The organism is Bordetella tumulicola, from assembly GCF_965138755.1.
In the GTDB taxonomy this organism is placed as follows: Bacteria; Pseudomonadota; Gammaproteobacteria; order Burkholderiales; family Burkholderiaceae_B; genus Bordetella_A; species Bordetella_A tumulicola.
The window spans coordinates 66,042-83,585 of the sequence record NZ_CBCSFP010000004.1 but is presented as its reverse complement, the minus strand read 5'-3'; the positions used below and the strand labels follow the sequence as shown (position 1 = coordinate 83,585).

Genomic DNA, 17,544 nt, shown 5'->3' with positions numbered 1-17,544 from the left:
ATGCTCCCGTGCAAAAGTACGAAAAAAGAAGATGAGACTTACAGGAAACCGATGGAGATCCAGGGGATCGCGGCCACTAGAATCAAGCCCACGATCAGGGCGGCCATATATCCCCAGATTGGACCGATACCTTCGTTGGGATCGACCTTGCCCACTGCACAAGCGCCGTAGTAGCCCACGCCGAACGGTGGTGCGAACAGGCCCACGCCCATGGCCAGAATGACCACCATGGCGTACTGCACCTCGTGGATACCTACCTCGCGCGCGATGGGAAACATCAGCGGTCCGAACAACACGATCGCGGGAATGCCTTCGAGCACGCTGCCCAGCACAATGAATGCGACCAGCGACACCGCCATAAAGGTGAATTTTCCGCCAGGCAAATTGGCCATGGTCTCCGCCAGATCATGGGCAAAGCCCGATTGCGTGAGTGCCCAGGCCATCGCCGTCGCGCAGCCGATGATGAACAAGATGGCGCCGGACAAGGTCGCGGTTTCAATCAGGATGCCCGGCAAGCGCGGCCAATCGAACTGGCGATACATCAACAGCCCCGCCAGCACGGCGTACGCAATACCGATCGTCGAGACCTCTGTCGCCGTCGCGACGCCTTCGACCACGGCGGCACGAATCACAAACGGCAAGGCCAGCGCCGGCAACGCGACCACGAATGTTTTACCTATCAGCTTGCGCGACACACGCGGCACCGCGCTCAGATCTTCGTGGCGATAGCGCCACCACACGATCACGCACAGTGCCAGGCCCAGCACCAGGCCCGGCAGCAGGCCGCCCGTAAACAACGCGGCGATGGACACACCCGTCACCGAACCAATGGTGATCAGCACAATAGACGGTGGAATCGTTTCGGTTTGTGCACCCGTGGTCGACAGCAGTGCGATCAGGTCACCCGGTTTCGCGCCGCGCTTTTTCATTTCGGGCAGCAACACCGGGGCAATCGCGGCCATATCCGCGGTTTTAGAGCCAGAGATTCCCGACACCAGGTACATACCGCCAATCAACACATAGTTCAGCCCGCCACGCACATGACCCAGCAGGCTGGCGAGGAACTGCACCATGGCGCGCGCCATGCCGGTCATTTCGATCAGCATGCCCAACAGCACAAACAACGGCACCGCCAACAACATCAAGTGCGACATGCCCTCGTCCAAACGCCCTACCATCACCACCATGGGAGTACGCGTCGTCAGGGCAAGGAAGCCAAACGTCGCCAGCGCAAAAGAAAACGCAATGGGCACACCGGCAAACACGCACGCACCCACCACACCCGCAAAGAAAATCAATAGATTCAGTTTGCCCAGTGACATCAACCACGGCCCGGCCAGCCAGAACACGATCGCGATCGCCGCGGCCGTCAGCAAGGCGGGAACCACTTGACGCGTGTGCTCGGTGCGCAGCAAGCGCACCACGCACACGAACAGCATCAGCAACGTTCCCGTCGGCAATGCGAACGCACGCCACGCATTACTGACCTCCATCGCCGGCGTGACGATGATCATTTCCTCGATCGCGTATTCCCAGGCATGCGGCATCAACAAGACCAGAAACACCAATGCGGCCGCCAGTGCAAAGGTCTCCAGAAACGCCCTCGTCTCGGGTTTGCTCTTGCTGACAAATGCCGTCATGCGCATATGCGCGCCGCGACGCAGCGCGATCACCGCCCCCAGCATCGACAACCACAGGAACATGATCGATGCGAGCTCATCCGTCCAGATGATGGGCTCATGCAACACATAACGGGCCACGACGCCCGACAACAACACAGCGACCTCCGCCAACACCAGCAGGGCGGCAGGCCATTCCGACACGACGCCCAACGCGCGGTCGAGCCAGGCCAACAGACCTCCACCTGGCCGAACCGAGATGGGTGCAGTGGCCGCTGTCGCTGCCGAAACCAGACTTTCCGCGGGCGGCGCGACCCCGACCGCGGCCTGACTATCGTGGCCCGAATTCATTAGGACACCTTACCGACAGACGCTTCCAACAAGGCCCAGGCTTCGTCGCCAAACTTCTTCTTCCATTCGGCATAGAAACCCGCCTTGCGCAATTGCTCGCGGAAGCTGGCGGTTTCAGTGGCATTGAAGACCATACCTTTTTCGGTAAGGTCCGCTTGCAAGGTCTTATTGAGCTCGGCCAAATCGGCACGCTGCTGCAGGCCAGCGTCGTTAAACGCGTTGGTGTAAATCGCCTTCAAGTCATCCGGCAGACCACGCCAGGCACGACCATTGATCACCAAGTGGTAACCGTCCCAGCTATGGTTGGTCAGTGAACAATACTTCTGTACCTCGAACAGCTTCGCGGTCTGCAAGATCACCAACGGGTTTTCCTGTGCATCCACCACCTTGGTCTGCAAGGCGGAGTACACCTCGCTGAACTGCAAGCTGGTCGGCGCGGCCTGCAAGGCCTTGAACAACGAGATCGCCATCGGGCTGACCGGCACGCGGATCTTGATTCCGTCCAGGTCCGCCGCGGTCTTGATCGGACCCGCGCTACTCGTCACTTGGCGAAAGCCGTTATCCCACATCTTGTCCAGCGTATGCAGACCCACCTTGGCAAAGGCTGCACGGACACGGTTGCCCAGTTCGCCGTCGACGGCCTTCCAGACTTCCTGATCGTTCTCGAATGCAAAACCGACCGCGGTAATCGCGCTAATCGGTGTCAAGGTAGCAATCACCATGGTCCCGGCGTTGAACATTTCGAGACCGCCGCTGCGCACTTGCGCCAGCATGTCGGTGTCGCCGCCCAACTGGTTGTTCGGAAACAAGCGCACTTCCATACGGCCATTGCTTTCCTTGGCGATACGGGCGGCGGCTTCTTGCGAGCGAATGTTCAGCGGGTGACTGACTGGCAGGTTGTTGCCGTACTTGAATACATACTCGGCCTGCGCACTACTGGCCAAACGAGGCATGCTGACCATGGCCGCCAGCGGCAGGCCTGCCAAAGTGCGCAACGCGCTACGGCGCGTGAAGGCTTTATTGTTCGTCATGACACTGTCTCCTGTGTACAAGCTAGTCGGCGTTACCGACGATATTGAGAATCTCCGACCGGCCCGCCTTGAAGGCGCCGGCTCCACCTGACTTGTTATTGATCTGCGCGCACGACGGCGCAGTTGCAGAGGGGCGTAGGATAGAAGCGCGCGCGGCAATTCTTCAAGCAAGTTTTTTGATGGGTTTTGAGGTAACCCTCAATAGTACGTGTAACGTATAGGCCTTGTATTTAGGCAGGAGCACAGGGAGAACATGCCTAAGGCCTTACCCACCGTGATTGATATTGCGCGGCTCGCTGGTGTGTCCGCCGCGACAGTGGATCGTGCACTGCACCATCGATCTGGCGTCCGTCAGGCGACGTTGCAACGTGTCCTGAAAGCCGCGGCGGAGCTGCAATACCTGCCTCAGGCCGAGCTGTATGCCGCCATGGCGCCGCCGCCCATGCGCCTGCTCTTCATCTTGCCCAGCCGCAGCAGCCGCTTTTTATGGATGCTGGGTGAATGGGTCAAGCATTCCCAAGAACATTGGGCGCCCTATAACGTCAGCTGTCGGGTCGCAGCGGTCGAAAGCTTCGACCCCGATGCACTCACACGATTGATGTTGCGGCGCGGCAAACAATGCGACGGGGTCGCGTTCATGGCGCTGGAGCACCCCAAAGTCCGCGAAGCGGTCGCGGACCTCGCCAATCACGGGATTCCCACCGTCACGCTGGTCTCCGATCTGTCCCACTCTCAACGCAACGCGTATGTGGGTCTGGATAATCGTGCCGCCGGACGCACGGCGGCGCATTTGATCGGTCGTTTTCTGCGCCCCGCCCAGGGTGGTGGCCCCCACCACGATCCTCAGCGGCGTGCCAAAGTCGCCCTATTGGCCGGCTCGCTTGACTACCGCGCCCACGAAGAGCGCGAAGCGGGATTTCTACACCTGTTTACCGAGCAATACCCCGACATGCGTGTCGTGGGACTGCGCGAGGGTTATGACGACCCGCAGACCAACTATCGACAAACCCAGGCTCTGCTGAAAGAGCACCCCGACCTGGCGGCCATTTACAACATAGGCAGCGGCTCCGAAGGCATCGGACAGGCATTGAAAGAATGTGGACGCCAGCACGATATCGCGTTCATCGGACATGGCTTGACGCCCGAGACCCGTGCGCTGCTGATTGACGGCAGCATGGATGCGGTCATCAATCAAAGCCCATTGACCACCATCCTGAACAGCATCCGGATTTTTGCGAACCTACGCGATCATCGCAGCATGCTCTCGGGCGTAGAGGCGACGCGCACGGATGTGATTTTCAGGGAAAACCTGCCGTAAACGAACCGGCTCACGCCGTAGACCGCCGGGGACAATCCTAGCCATCGTGCAAAGGCACATGTGGCAAGAATGCACCCGCCACCTCGAACGCGCATTCCTGGCGAGCAATGTCGATCACGGTCGCAGCGACAGGATTCACGAGATGTTTTTTGTACACCGCGTAGTAATTGATGGTCGGCAGATCAGGCTGCACATCAAGCTGTCGCAATAGGCCACGCTCAACCAGCGGCGCGAAATACGCCCCCGGCAAGTAACTGATTCCGAGCCCAAGCATTGTTAACTGAGCCATCATGCCCAAGCTATTGCACGTCAGCACCCGTTTAACGGATAGGCCCTGTTCGACAAACCACGCATCGTACAAATGCGACAAGGCTGAATTGGTGGGCTGGGAAATCACCGGGTACGGGGCTAAATCATGCGGCGTTAGCGGCGTCGACGCCGCGATGTCCAGTCGTGGGCTGGCCATCCAGACATTCGTTACTGCCCCCAGATGAACACAATCGTACTGATAGCTCCAAAACGGCCCGGGCATGATGGCGAGATCCAGCTGGCCTTGCTCCAGACGCTCGTACAGTGTGATGCCGCCATCGATCTCTGGCATGAGCTGCACACGCGGATAGTCTTGGCTGATCTGACTGATCAACCGGGCCAGCCATGTCATACCCACCAGTTCTGTGACCCCCAGACGCACGACGCCTTCGACGCTGGCGGCGTCGGCCATGCTTCGCACGATGCGACTGTTCAACTCCAACATCTCGTTGGCCAGATCGAACAATCGACGGCCGTGCTGCGTCAGCGAAAGCCGTTTGGCTCGCCGTTCAAACAGTGGCGCACCGGTAAACGACTCGAGTTCACCCACCCGTTTGGCCACGGCTGATTGAGTGGTGTGCAGTTTTTTGGACGACGCGCTGAAACTGCCAAGCTGCGCGCTCCAGTAGAACGCCTCAAGTTGCTTCAGGGTATACATCGCGGTGGGCGCCAAATATCTGGGAACCACCACCATACCATCCCCCCCAGATGGATTACTCATCCTCTCGGGTGCAGAATATCGCTGAGAAAGCGCTGAGCACGCGGATGTGCCGGCGCGCTAAAAAAGTCCGCCGGTGAGCCGCTCTCGAGGATTTCCCCGGCATCCATAAAAATCACCCGATCGCAGACGTCACGGGCAAACCCCATTTCGTGCGTCACACACACCATCGTCATGCCGTCTTTGGCCAGAGACTTCATCACCTGCAAGACTTCGCCAACCATTTCCGGATCGAGTGCGCTGGTGGGCTCATCGAACAACATCACCGGCGGCTGCAAAGCCAAGGCCCGTGCGATCGCCACCCGTTGCTGTTGTCCGCCGGAAAGCGCTCCCGGATAGGCATCGATTTTGTGCGCGAGACCGACACGCTCCAGCAATGCATGAGCGAGCTCCGCTGCTTGCTTGCGAGGACGCTTCTGGATATTCACGGGCGCAAACACGACGTTGTCCAGAACGCTCATGTGCGGAAACAGATTGAACTGCTGGAACACGAAGCCAATCTTTTGGCGCAGCTGATTGAGATTGGCTCCCTTGGCATAGACATCCTGGCCGTCGACCAGGATGGTGCCTTTTTCAATGGGCTCCAATCGGTTGATCGTCCGGATCAGGGTCGACTTGCCAGACCCGGAGGGCCCGCAAACGACGACAACCTCGCCGCGTGCAACGTCCAGATCGACATCTTTCAGCACATGGTTTGCACCGTACCACTTGTTAACTTTTTCGAGCTTTATCATGAACATGCCTTCAATACGTTAGGCCATCGCACGCGCGCGACGCACTCTTCGATCCACCCAATTCATCCCACGACTCAGGCTGAAGCACAGCAGAAAGTACATAATCGCCAGAATGCCGAATACCTGTAGCGGCTTGGTCAAAACCAGGTTATTGACCTGGTTGGCGGCAAACGTGAGTTCGTTCACACTGATGACGTAACCCAATGAGGTTTCCTTAATGGTGGAAACAAACTGGCTCGTCATGCTGGGCAGCACATTCACCAACGCTTGAGGCAACACGACCTTGCGCATCGTCGTCCAATAACCCACCCCCAAAGACCGCGATGCCTCGGTTTGTCCGCGTGGGATCGCCTCAATCCCTGAACGAATCACCTCAGAGAGATAGGCACTTTCATACAGCACCAGTGCGCACAGCAGCGTCCAAAAGCCACTAACGACCTCGCCGGTCAGTTTGGGAATGACGAAATAGGCCCAGAAAATCAGCATCAGCAAAGGCATTCCGCGCACGACATTCACCAGCACGGCGCTCGCGCGACGCAACCAGGAAATCGGACTTACACGCGCCAACGCGATCAACAAGGCCAACGGCAAAGACAGGGCCAGGCCGCACATCGCCAAAATCAAGGTCAAGGCCAGACCACCAAGCGGCCCATTCGGATATTGTCCGACCAGAAACGTCGGCCAGTATTGAGCAATCACCTCAAGCATGATGGCTCCTACGAGTGGGCACGTAGCGCGAATAAATGTGCGAACCGATAAACATGATGCAGAACGAGCCCAACAGATACATCACCGTGGCGGCGCCAAACGTCGCAAAGGTCCGATAAGTTTCGTTTTCGATTTCTCTGGCCTGATAGGTCAGTTCGACCACACCGATGGCCATCGCCACGCTCGTGTTCTTGAACAGCAGCAACGCCCGGCCGATCAACGGTGGAATCGCCGCGCGCAGCGCTTGCGGCACAATCACAAATCGCATGCATTGCAGATAGCTGCAGCCCAGCGCGCGCGCCGACTCGAACTGTGTCCCGGGAATGGAACGCAACCCGCTACGGATGTCTTCCGCAATGTACGCGGCAGACCCTAATGCCAACGCAATCGCGGCCAGCGACAACTCAGCATTGTGTTCATAGAGCCAATCCCGCACGCCTTCGGGCAGCAGTTCAGGCATACCGAAATACCAGAACAGGACCTGCACCAGAAGCGGCACATTACGGTGGTATTCGACGTAAGCGTCGACGAACCAGCGACACGGAGCAAAATCGGTCGTACGCACCACCACCAACAGGACGGCAATCGTGAATGCCATCACCCAGGCAACCAGGAACAGTTGCACGGTGGTGAGCATGCCATCGAGCAGTTGATATAGATAAATTGGTTCGAGAAAACCCATAAAACGACACTCTCTCTAGTGGCGTACCGCGGCCAACCGTTTTAACCGGGAGACAACGCACGCCGAACGCAGTGCTCACACAGATGCGGGCCGCACGTCACTGCGACCCGCGCATTGCACAACGGCGGATCAGCCTGCGATCGGACCGATTTTGAAATCGCGCTTGAGCTTATAGGGCGTTTCCGCGCCGAACCATTTCTCGAACAGTTTGGCGGCTTCGCCCGAGGTTTCGGCTTCGTCCAGCACCTGATTCACAGCCTCCAGGAAGCGGGTTTCAGATTTCTTGATGCCCAGGCCCCATGATTCGCTGAACACCGGCTTTTCCACCACACTGACCGGCGCGGTGGGCGGGCTTTGCAGGACCAGGCGAACGAGCACCAATTCCGACGCGAACTGTGCGTCAACTTTCTTTTGTTGCAAGGCCAAATACGCCGCCGAACTATCACTGAATCCCAGGACTTTGGATTTGTCCAGGATGCGCTTGATTTCGCGCTCGGAGCTAGAACCCTTGGTCGCGGCAATACGACGTCCGTTCAACGACTCGATCGTGTTAAAACCCGAGTCCGCGCGCACCAGCAACTTTTGCGGACTGACATAGTAGGCATTGCTAAATGCAATCTGCTCTGCACGTTCGGACGAATAACCCAGGTTGGCTGCCAGAATATCGACGCGGCCTTCGCTCAACTCAGGGACACGCGCGGCCACCGACAACAACTTGTATTGCACCTTCACGCCCAGCTTGTCAGCGACTAGCTTGCAAATATCAACGTCGTAGCCCACTAGCTGGCGCGTCGACGCGTCTTGAAAGCTAAACGGCTGAGACGTACCCAACGTACCGCACAAGAGTTCGCCCTTTGCTTTGACCTCGTCAAGCTGATCTGCCTGTGCCGACACGCCGGCCAGGGTAGCGCACGCCAGGAATGCGGCCAAAACGGTTCTACGTATCATTGATTGCCCCTTTTGATAATTAGTTGTGGTGAAAAAAATCCAATACTGATGGGAGAACTGCGCGCAGCGCCCAGCCGCCATCAATCTGGCTTAAACAAGCTTTTCGCAAGCGGCACGAATCGCCGAACAACCCTGGCGGATATCGTCCAGCGATGCCGCGAAGGACAAGCGGAATGTACCCGGTGCGCCGTAGGCATGGCCATCAATCACGGCAACGCCCGCCTCACGCAACAAGTAGTGCGTCAATTCGGTATCCGTGTTGATAACTTCGCCTGTCGGGGCTCGCTTGCCGAGCAAGCCTCGACAATCCGGGAACACGTAGAACGCCCCTTGCGGCTCGACAATTCGCAAACCCGACGTGCCCGTCAGGACTGCCAATGCCGTATCGCGGCGCTCGCGGAACACCTGGGCAAACTCGGCGACGCAATCCTGCGGACCCGCCAATGCCTCCAATGCCGCCGCCTGACTGACGGACGATGCACCCGACGTGCTTTGCGACTGCAAAATCGCCATCGCCTTGATCAACTCGTCAGGTCCGGCACCATAACCGATACGCCAGCCCGTCATGGCATAAGCCTTCGACACGCCGTTGACAACCAAGGCGCGATCGGTCAACTCCGGCGCAGCCTGCAGCGGATGTATCGTGGCACTGCCCGAGAAATTCAGCCGAGCATAGATATCGTCGGTCATCAACCAGACATGAGGATGACGCACCAGCACATCGGCCAAAGCACGCAGTTCCTCGCGGCGATAGACCGCGCCCGTCGGATTACTGGGTGCATTGAGCATCAGCCACTTGGTGCGCGGTGTAATGACACGCTCCAGCGCCTCGGGCGTCAGCTTGTAATCAGTTTCCGGTGCTGTTTCCGCGATCACCGGCACACCGCCATTGACAAGCACCATATCCGGGTACGAAACCCAGAACGGCGCCGGGATGATCACCTCATCGCCCTCATTCAAGGTCGCCGCCAGGCCATTGAAAATCACCTGCTTGGCTCCCGTGCTGACGATGATACGGGACGCCGGATACGCCACGCCCGTTTCTTCCAGCAACCGTACACCGGCGGCCTTGCGCAGGGCCACCGTCCCCTGGGCCGGTGGATACTTGGTCTCGCCACGGTTCATCGCCGCCGTCGCAGCCAGACGAATATGCTCAGGCGTCATGAAATCCGGCTCGCCCACGGTCAGATCAATGATGCGGCGGCCTTGCTCGCGCAGCTCGGCAATAATGGCTCGGGCAGCGACACTGGGCGACAGTTTGATGCGTTTGATTTTGTCAGCGATGATGCTCATTACACAGCCCCCGACTTCTGCGCAATGATCCGGTCTATCCAGGGCTTGGTATAGGTACCGGTATTCAGTTTTTCCTTGATCGAGGTTTCGTCGGCCTCTTTCTTCAGCGCCAAGGCCAAAACGGCCTCGGCATGTGCGGCCGGAATCACGACGACACCATCGGCATCACCTACCACCACGTCGCCAGGAAACACAACCTGACCGCCCACCGACACCGGTACATTGATCTCGCCTGGACCTTCTTTGTAGGGGCCGCGGTGTGTCACGCCACGCGCAAAACAACCGAAATCTTCTTGCGCGAAAACGTCAGCGTCCCTGACCGCCCCATCAATGACAAACCCCACTACTCCACGCGCGCGAGCGTCCATCATCATCAACTCGCCGACCAACGCATTGTTGGTATCACCACCACCGTCGACAACGATCACATCACCTGCCTTGGCAAGCGAGATCGCTTTGTGAATCATCAGATTGTCCCCGGGACGGGCCTTGACCGTCAGCGCGCGGCCCACCATACGGCGCGCCTGCGCATGCAAGGGACGCAATCCGATCACGCCATACAGGCGATTCATACAATCGCTGATCTGCGCCGAACCAACCGCCGCGAAATTGGCCAGGACGTCAGAGGAAACAGCCGGTTCAGGCTGGGGAAGAACACGGTATCCGATAAGACTCATGAGCTTGGGCAATGAATGTGTGAGTAAAGATAAAAACCAGCACGCATTACAAAGCCTGGGCCATCAATCCTCAAAACGATATAAATTCTACGAAATTCACGAAAAAAATTCGTGCATAGATAAAAGGGTTATCGATACGTTCGCAGATCGGCAAACGAAGGCCGCCGACGATCTACCGCTATAGCCAACACCTTGACCCTGAACCACCACGAAAAACGGGGCGGAGTTTGGGTCATCCGAACCCAAACATCCGCCCCGCGCGATTAACGCGTGCGAGTCCAACTCAGCGGTTTACTTGCTGGCGTCGATACGTTCCTGCATATGTGCCGCACGGTCGGGCGAGGACGGGTGCGAGCTGAACATGCTGCTCTCGCCGCCATCAAGCTCGGCCAGTTTCTGGAAAGCCGTCACCAGGCCTTCGCGGTTCATTTTCTTCTCGGTCAGCAGATCAAACGAATAATCATCCGCCGAGGTTTCCTGCGATTGCGAGAACTGCGCGTTAATGAACGCTTCGGTCATATCACCCAGTTGCGACGAGTTCAGAGCGGTCGCAATGTTGTTGCCCGAGGCATTTGCGGCATCGCGTGCAGCGGCCACCGCGTAAGCGGTTTGCATGGCTTTCTTGGTGTGACCCAGGGCCACGTGACCCATTTCGTGACCGATCACGCCACGCAATTCGTTGTCATTCATCAAGTCCATCAGGCCGCTATAAACGCGCACGCAGCCGTTGCCCATGGCCCAGGCGTTGACGTCCTCGGTCAGGTAAACCTTGTAGTTGATCTTCTGGCCGTTAAGGTCCATGTTGCCAAAGCCCTTCATGATCTTGGTCAGGCGCTTGGAGTATTTGTTACCGGCTGGTGCGATCTTTGACGACTTATCACTATCCTTGCATGCCGCATCCGACAACTGAACAATCTCGGTGTCCGACAGGCTGACGGCCGATGCCAAGTTCGAGCCAGCGGAGAGCAGGCTGTCGGCATTCATACCGCTGCAACCTGCCAAAAACACGCTGGCAGCCAGTGCCGTGCACATCAATTTCGCTTTATGTTTCATTTGTTTGAGATCCTCTTCTTCAGCCTGCTTGTACATTATTTGAGTGGGCTACGCGTGCCCGATGACCCCATCGGCTCGTCCCAATGGGCCGATAAATGGCAGGCTAGACTGTAATGACAAGTGACTGATCGTTAGGTGTTATACATTTTCAAATTGCAACTAAACTTTTTAACTAACCAATTTTAAGAACATCAGTCACGTGTCGGACCAACGCACTTTCAATGCCCCATTCCTAGGCGGAATCGGTCAGACCGACAAAGTCGAAACGATGGCGTCTTTCAAGTAATTACGCTGCACCGGATTGTGGCCCCGCGGCAATTAGGCAGCAACCTGCTGCATAATTTCGACAGCCGGCCACGCTTGGGCAAAAATCCGCAGGGACTTGAGGTTGCGTGGCGAAAATCGATGGTCTTATAGTGCTCACGATCAGATAAGGAGACCACCGTTGCAAGGTCCTCACGAGCACCTGGTAACCGTTGCACAGCTTTATGGTGTATCGGAAACCGCTCTGGTATTAAGCATGCTGGCCGGTAACGGCATCCCTACGACGGTCGAAAGCTGGCACACAGCGACCACCGCATGGCATTATTCCCTCGCGCTGGACGGGGTCAGATTGCTCGTGCCAGCGGGTCACGCGCAAGCGGCGCGCGAGGTGCTAGGCAGCTTCGAACCCGCGCCTCGCGGACGTCGATGGAAACTGACCTTGTACTTCTTGCTGGCTTTTTGGTGGGCAACGGTTCCACCACCGCCTCGGGGATTATTCATCGCGCGAGAGACACACGTTGACGCTGCCGACGATCTGGCAGCCTTATGAACTAGGCATCATCGCTAGCGGTACAAGGCGATCAGACAATCAAGTCAGCTGACTGGCGGCATTTTCTACGAAATTGCCGGCCCATGGATCTGGTGCGCCAGCGGGCCGCCGGCCACGCAGGCATCCACATTGGCCGCCATTAAACGGGCACGCCGGTTGATGGTGCCGTCGGTCCAGGCCGACATATGCGGCGTCATGACCACATTGTCCAGCTGCGCAAACGGCAGTCGCGACGGAGCGGCTGCCTCGTTGGGCCGGGCGGGGTACTGATACCAGGTATCGATGGCCGCTGCGCCAATGCGTTTTTGCGCCAAAGCGTCGTACAGCGCCTGCTCGTCCACGACCGGTCCGCGCCCCACGTTGATCAACATCGCATGCGCACGCATCTGCGAAAAAGCCGTGGCATCGACCAACCCTTCGGTGGCCGGCAACAAGGGCAAGGACACGACGACAAAGTCGCACGCGCGATAGAACGATTCCAGCGCATCCAGGCCAGACCAGCCATCGACCTCATCAGACACCGCCACGGGACTGCGGTTGGCCGCCAGCACCCGCATGCCAAAGGCCTTGGCGCGCCGGCTGATTGCCTGCCCGATATGGCCATAGCCCAGCAGCCCCAGCGTGGCCGTACCAATCTCGCCATGCAACGCATCCGGCATGCCCGAACGGTACCGCCAGTCGCCTTGGGCGAGGCGGGCATGCGCATCGGCCAGCGGCACGCGCTGATTCAAGATCGTGGCCATGACATATTCGGCGATCGCCGGCTCATGGCCATAGCAGTTGCACACCGCCACCTGTGCGGGCAGCACGCCTAGGTCGATACGGTCGTAGCCCGCCGCGCAGACCTGGTACAGGCGCAGGCGCCGCGGCGTGGGCATCGAAGCATCCAGCCGGTTGCCGACTATCATGTCGGCCTGCTCGAACGCCTGGATATCGGCCGGCTCGACAAGTTTCTCAGGTACGACCCGAATACGGGCCTCGCACGTCAGCGCCGACTGAAAATCCCGCAGGTACGTGGTGGCGTTCTGGCCGTGGAAAACAATATTGATCATCGCCGTCTCATTCGCATCGCGGCCGCGGTCCGCGGCCGGCCGGTCAATCTTGCAAGGCGGGCGGAAATGGTACGCCCAGTTGCCGGGTCCAGGTCTCGAGGCCCGTACGGATATCCGCGCTGACGCTCACACCGTCGCGGCGCTGTCGCGCGGCGCGGGCCAGCGCCGCGTCGCCCGGCACCCGTACCGGCCGCGCCGGGTCGATGGGACGGGCGGCACGCGTGGTATCGGCCAGGGCTTGCATTTCATCCAGGAATATCTCGCGGCCCGCAAAAGCATCCGGATCGATCACCTGCAACAAGAACCCTTGGGCCTTCTCGCCAGACAGGCGCCCCAGCCCCGGCAGACCCAACGACATGGCGCCCACCAGCATCGCGATGGCATAGCCCTTGTACCCATGATCCAACCCGCCCAGCGGCAAGATGGTGCCGGGTGGATCGGTTGCCAAGGCACCAGGATCATCGGTCACCTGCCCGTCCGCACCCAGCAGTGCCAGCCACGGCAACCGCTCGCCGCGCGCCTGTACCTGCTTGACGAAGCTGTTGCTGGTCAACGAGGTGGTGGTATCGATCAGAATGGGCGTCCCCCGCGTAGGAATGCCGGCAGCAATGGGCTCACTGGTTACCACGGGGTCCAGCCCGCCGAACGGCGCCACGGAACGCACCTTGGTATCGGTGGCCCACAAGAGGCACAAGTAGCCGGCATCGGTCAGGTCGGGCAGGTAGACCTGCAGGGCGCCGATATGCTGGCTATGGCGCACCGCAATGCTGACCATACCTTGCTCGGGCACGCGTTGCAGCGCCGTCTGAATGGCTTGGTCCAGCACCCAGTGACCCGGCAACATGCCGGCATCCCACAGCAGGCAGCCGCCCTTTTCCGACACGCGCTCGATCTCGCCGTGGCGCCGTGTGGCACCCTCGACAATCTCTTTCAGGTAACGCGGTAACAGCGCCAACCCGTGCGTGTCGTGGCCGTACAGGTCGGCGTCGACCACACGCCGCGCCACGACGGCCGCGATAGCCGCATCGACCTCAATGGCCAGCAGGCAACGTCGGGTGAATTCAATCAACGCCTCATAGGCGTAACGTGTCTGGGGCATGGGGGAATTGGTAGGGAGTGTCATACCAGCGCAATACCACCGGCCTGTGCGCTGACATCCGCGCGCAGCCATTTGGGCTGCGGAGTGGCCGCCAGCAGACTGCGGGTGTATTCGTGGCCGGGTTGCGTAAAAATAGCCGAGGTCGGCCCTTGCTCGACGATCTTGCCTTGCTGCATCACCATGATCCGGTCGGCGAACTGGCGCACGATGGGCAGGTCATGCGTGATGAACACATAAGACAGGCCCAACCGCGTGCGCAAATCGGCCAGCAGGTCGATCACCTGCGCCTGGATCGACACGTCCAGCGCCGACACCGCCTCGTCGCACACGATCAATTCAGGTTCGCTGGCCAGCGCACGGGCGATGGCAATGCGCTGGCGCTGGCCGCCGGAAAACTGGTGCGGATAGCGCGGCGCGTGATCGGGCTTCATGCCCACCAATTCCAGCAACTCGGCCACCCGGCCGTGCCAACGGGACTTGGCCAGAATGTCGCCATGGATGGCCCAGGGCTCCGAAATAATGTCGTGCACGGTCATGCGCGGGTTCATCGAGCCGAACGGGTCCTGGAACACCATCTGTACCTTGCGACGGAACTTACGCATCTGCCGCTCGTCCATCCGGAAGATATCCACGCCGTTGTAATAGGCGGCACCCGAGGTCGCTTCGAACAGCCTGAGCAGCATACGGGCGACACTGGACTTACCCGAGCCCGATTCGCCCACGATACCCACCGTTTCGCCTCGGCATACCTCGAAACTGACATCGTCCACCGCGCGCAGTACTCGCTTGCCCGCGAATGCGCCGGACGACAGCTGGTATTCCTTGACCAGGTGCTCTACGCGCAGCACGACTTCCTGAGCCACAATGCCCGAACGACGGTTCGATACGTCGGCCTCGTCGCCGTGCGGCAGCGCCGCCGTCAACGTGCGCGTGTAGTCGTGCTGCGGGTTAGTGAATACCTCGCGCGCGACGCCAGCCTCGACGATCTTGCCCGCCTTCATCACGATGACCCGGTCGGCCATCGAGGCCGCCACTTCCAGATCGTGCGTGATCATGATCAGCGCCATGTGGTGCTCGCGCTGCAGGTCACGCAGCAGATCCAGGATCTGTGCCTGCACGCTGACATCCAACGCGGTAGTGGGCTCGTCGGCGATCAGCACGTCGGGCTTGAGCGCAATGGCCATGGCAATCATCACGCGCTGACGCTGGCCACCCGAGAATTGGTGCGGGTAGAAATCGACACGCAATTCCGGTTCGCGGATCCCGACACGGCGCAGCAGTTCGATAGTCTGCTCGCGCGCGGCTTTACCGCTAGCGGCGCCATGACTTTGAAAGACCTCAGCGATCTGCCTGCCCACCGTATACACAGGGTTCAGGTAAGCCAGCGGGTCCTGAAAGATCATGGCGATCTTGCAGCCGTTGATGTGCCGGCGCGCGTCTTCGCTAAGGTGAGCCAGGTCTTGCCCCTGAAACAGGATGCTACCTTGGACGATATCGCCCGGTGGGCAGTCCACCAGCCCCATCACCGTACTGGTGCTGACGCTCTTGCCCGAGCCGCTTTCGCCCAGTATCACCAAGGTCTCGCCCGGATGCACGTGGAAAGACACGTTGTCCACCGCGCGCACTGGTTCATCGTCCGACAGGAAGTCCACCGTCAGCCCGTCGATACGCAAGATAGGCTGTTTGATTGTTTCGGTATTCATCGCGCGGCCTTCTTCAGTGTCTGCAGCCGCCAGCGTTGCTGCGGGTCGGCCACGGTCCGAGCCCAGCTCGACAGGATATTGAGCGACAGCGTGGTCAGCATGATGGCCAGCCCCGGCCAGAAAGCGATCCACCAGGCGCTGGACAGATAGCCACGCCCATTGGCGACCATCGCCCCCCAGGTGAACTCGGGAGGCTGAATACCCAGGCCCAGGAAGCTCAGGGCCGACTCGGCCAGGATCACTGTGGCGAAATCGATGGCCGAGATGGTGATCAGCGTGGGCAACACCAGCGGCGCAATGTGCCGCAGTATGATGCGCGCCGAATTCGCCCCCATGGCACGCGCCGCGCTGACAAACATGCGCTCGCGCAGCTCAAGCACTTCGGCACGCGCCGTGCGCAAATAGACAGGCATGCGCGTAATGGCCAGCACGATCACCAGATTGGTGATGCTGGGCCCCAGCGTATACAGCACGATCAGCGCCAGCAGCAGCGACGGAAAGCTCATGATGATGTCGGCGCCGCGCTGGATGACATGGCTGTACCAGCTTTCGCTATAACCGGCCACCAGTCCCAGCAGGCCGCCCACCAGCATCGACGTGAACACAGCGGCGGCAGCAATGCCCAGCGTATTGCTGGCCCCCACCACCAAGCGGGGCAGAATGGGTCGACCCAGCGTATCGGCGCCCAGCATATACAGCCAACCGGCATCGATATTGAACGGCGCCATGTTGCGATGGCGCAGTCCCAGCTTGGTGGCGGCGTCGCTCATCAGCCAGGGGCCCAGCAGCGCGGCCAGCACCAGCATAGCCAGGAACACGGCGGCGACCAATGCCAACTTGTCGCGCTTGAGATAATTGAACAGCACCCGGGCCTGCGGCGGCTTGGGCACGGACGTCGATGGAACAACGGATGAAATAGCGGACATGATCAATACCGAACGCGAGGATCGAGCACCGCATACAGCAGGTCGATCAGAATATTCAGAATGAAGATCGCGGTCGCGGTGACCAGGATCGTGGACTGCACGACAGCGAAGTCGCGCTGGATGATCGAATCAATCATCAGTTTGCCGATGCCGGGCCAGCCGAACACCGACTCGACGATCACCGCGCCGTTGATCAGGCCCGTGGCCAGATCACCCGCCACGGTAATGACCGGCAGCAGCGAATTGCGCAGAGCGTGGCCGAACACCACAGAGTGGCGGGCCAGACCCTTGGCACGCGCCGTCTTGATATAGGGCGAGGCCAGCGACGACAGCATGGTGCCGCGCACCACCTGCACCAGCAGGCCGAAGGGGCGCAGCATCAGCACAAAAATCGGCATCACCCAGAATTCCCAGCCGCCGGTGCCCGACGTCGGCAATATCCCCATACCTACCGCGAACACCAGGATCCCCACGATGGCCACCCAGAAATCGGGCGCGCNGGCGCCCGC

At 59.5% G+C, this 17,544-nt stretch carries 17 protein-coding genes; 2 read left to right on the top strand and 15 right to left on the bottom strand.

Annotated elements, in window-relative coordinates; genetic code table 11:
• Positions 1-38 precede the first annotated feature (38 nt).
• Positions 39-1,970, bottom strand: a complete 1,932-nt coding sequence (locus ACNAZS_RS12890) for a TRAP transporter large permease (RefSeq protein ID WP_415789804.1) — start codon at positions 1,968-1,970, stop codon at positions 39-41.
• Positions 1,970-3,001 carry a TRAP transporter substrate-binding protein gene (locus tag ACNAZS_RS12885; protein WP_415789802.1) on the bottom strand — a complete coding sequence of 344 codons (1,032 nt, stop codon included), beginning with the start codon at positions 2,999-3,001 and terminating at the stop codon, positions 1,970-1,972. The genes ACNAZS_RS12890 and ACNAZS_RS12885 overlap by 1 nt, the downstream gene beginning before the upstream one ends.
• A gap of 253 nt (positions 3,002-3,254) precedes the next feature.
• Here ACNAZS_RS12885 and ACNAZS_RS12880 point away from each other — a divergent pair, with 253 nt between their 5' ends.
• On the top strand, positions 3,255-4,319 hold the full coding sequence (locus ACNAZS_RS12880; protein ID WP_415789800.1) for a LacI family DNA-binding transcriptional regulator: 1,065 nt from the start codon (positions 3,255-3,257) through the stop codon (positions 4,317-4,319).
• A 37-nt stretch (positions 4,320-4,356) separates the two neighbouring features.
• Here the strand turns inward: ACNAZS_RS12880 and ACNAZS_RS12875 are convergent, their stop codons facing one another.
• The 8 genes from ACNAZS_RS12875 to loiP all read right to left on the bottom strand — a co-directional run bounded on the left by ACNAZS_RS12875 (position 4,357) and on the right by loiP (position 11,420).
• The gene (locus ACNAZS_RS12875) at positions 4,357-5,286 is read right to left on the bottom strand and encodes a LysR family transcriptional regulator (RefSeq protein ID WP_415790320.1); all 930 of its coding nucleotides are present in this window, start codon (positions 5,284-5,286) and stop codon (positions 4,357-4,359) included.
• Positions 5,287-5,345: 59 nt separating this feature from the next.
• Complete coding sequence (locus ACNAZS_RS12870; RefSeq protein ID WP_415789798.1) at positions 5,346-6,080, bottom strand: amino acid ABC transporter ATP-binding protein; 735 nt, start codon at positions 6,078-6,080, stop codon at positions 5,346-5,348.
• 18 nt (positions 6,081-6,098) lie between these two features.
• Positions 6,099-6,788: an amino acid ABC transporter permease gene (locus tag ACNAZS_RS12865; RefSeq protein ID WP_415789794.1), complete on the bottom strand. Its 690-nt coding sequence runs from the start codon at positions 6,786-6,788 to the stop codon at positions 6,099-6,101.
• Positions 6,781-7,470, bottom strand: coding sequence for an amino acid ABC transporter permease (locus ACNAZS_RS12860; RefSeq protein WP_415789793.1), 690 nt, complete (start codon positions 7,468-7,470; stop codon positions 6,781-6,783). The genes ACNAZS_RS12865 and ACNAZS_RS12860 overlap by 8 nt, the downstream gene beginning before the upstream one ends.
• 129 nt (positions 7,471-7,599) lie before the next feature.
• On the bottom strand, positions 7,600-8,418 hold the full coding sequence (locus tag ACNAZS_RS12855; protein WP_415789792.1) for an ABC transporter substrate-binding protein: 819 nt from the start codon (positions 8,416-8,418) through the stop codon (positions 7,600-7,602).
• A gap of 90 nt (positions 8,419-8,508) precedes the next feature.
• Entirely contained in the window at positions 8,509-9,711 is a 1,203-nt protein-coding gene (locus tag ACNAZS_RS12850; protein ID WP_415789790.1) for an aminotransferase class I/II-fold pyridoxal phosphate-dependent enzyme, read from the bottom strand.
• Positions 9,711-10,388: an RraA family protein gene (locus ACNAZS_RS12845; protein ID WP_415789788.1), complete on the bottom strand. Its 678-nt coding sequence runs from the start codon at positions 10,386-10,388 to the stop codon at positions 9,711-9,713. The genes ACNAZS_RS12850 and ACNAZS_RS12845 overlap by 1 nt, the downstream gene beginning before the upstream one ends.
• Before the next feature lie 291 nt (positions 10,389-10,679).
• A complete protein-coding gene (gene loiP, locus ACNAZS_RS12840; protein WP_415790318.1) occupies positions 10,680-11,420 on the bottom strand; it encodes a metalloprotease LoiP in 741 nt (246 codons plus the stop codon).
• Positions 11,421-11,886: 466 nt separating this feature from the next.
• Here loiP and ACNAZS_RS12835 point away from each other — a divergent pair, with 466 nt between their 5' ends.
• Positions 11,887-12,255, top strand: coding sequence for a hypothetical protein (locus tag ACNAZS_RS12835; RefSeq protein ID WP_415789786.1), 369 nt, complete (start codon positions 11,887-11,889; stop codon positions 12,253-12,255).
• Positions 12,256-12,320: 65 nt separating this feature from the next.
• Here ACNAZS_RS12835 and ACNAZS_RS12830 read toward each other — a convergent pair whose 3' ends face one another.
• From ACNAZS_RS12830 to ACNAZS_RS12810, 5 genes are read right to left on the bottom strand one after another with little or no spacing between them, the layout of a single operon-like run.
• Complete coding sequence (locus tag ACNAZS_RS12830) at positions 12,321-13,307, bottom strand: 2-hydroxyacid dehydrogenase (RefSeq protein WP_415789784.1); 987 nt, start codon at positions 13,305-13,307, stop codon at positions 12,321-12,323.
• 43 nt (positions 13,308-13,350) lie between these two features.
• A complete protein-coding gene (locus ACNAZS_RS12825) occupies positions 13,351-14,430 on the bottom strand; it encodes an Ldh family oxidoreductase (RefSeq protein WP_415789782.1) in 1,080 nt (359 codons plus the stop codon).
• Positions 14,427-16,109: an ABC transporter ATP-binding protein gene (locus tag ACNAZS_RS12820; RefSeq protein WP_415789780.1), complete on the bottom strand. Its 1,683-nt coding sequence runs from the start codon at positions 16,107-16,109 to the stop codon at positions 14,427-14,429. Before ACNAZS_RS12820 ends, ACNAZS_RS12825 begins: the two co-directional genes overlap by 4 nt.
• Positions 16,106-17,035, bottom strand: coding sequence for an ABC transporter permease (locus tag ACNAZS_RS12815; RefSeq protein ID WP_415789778.1), 930 nt, complete (start codon positions 17,033-17,035; stop codon positions 16,106-16,108). The genes ACNAZS_RS12820 and ACNAZS_RS12815 overlap by 4 nt, the downstream gene beginning before the upstream one ends.
• A gap of 2 nt (positions 17,036-17,037) precedes the next feature.
• Entirely contained in the window at positions 17,038-17,481 is a 444-nt protein-coding gene (locus ACNAZS_RS12810) for an ABC transporter permease (RefSeq protein WP_415790316.1), read from the bottom strand.
• Positions 17,482-17,544: the final 63 nt, after the last annotated feature.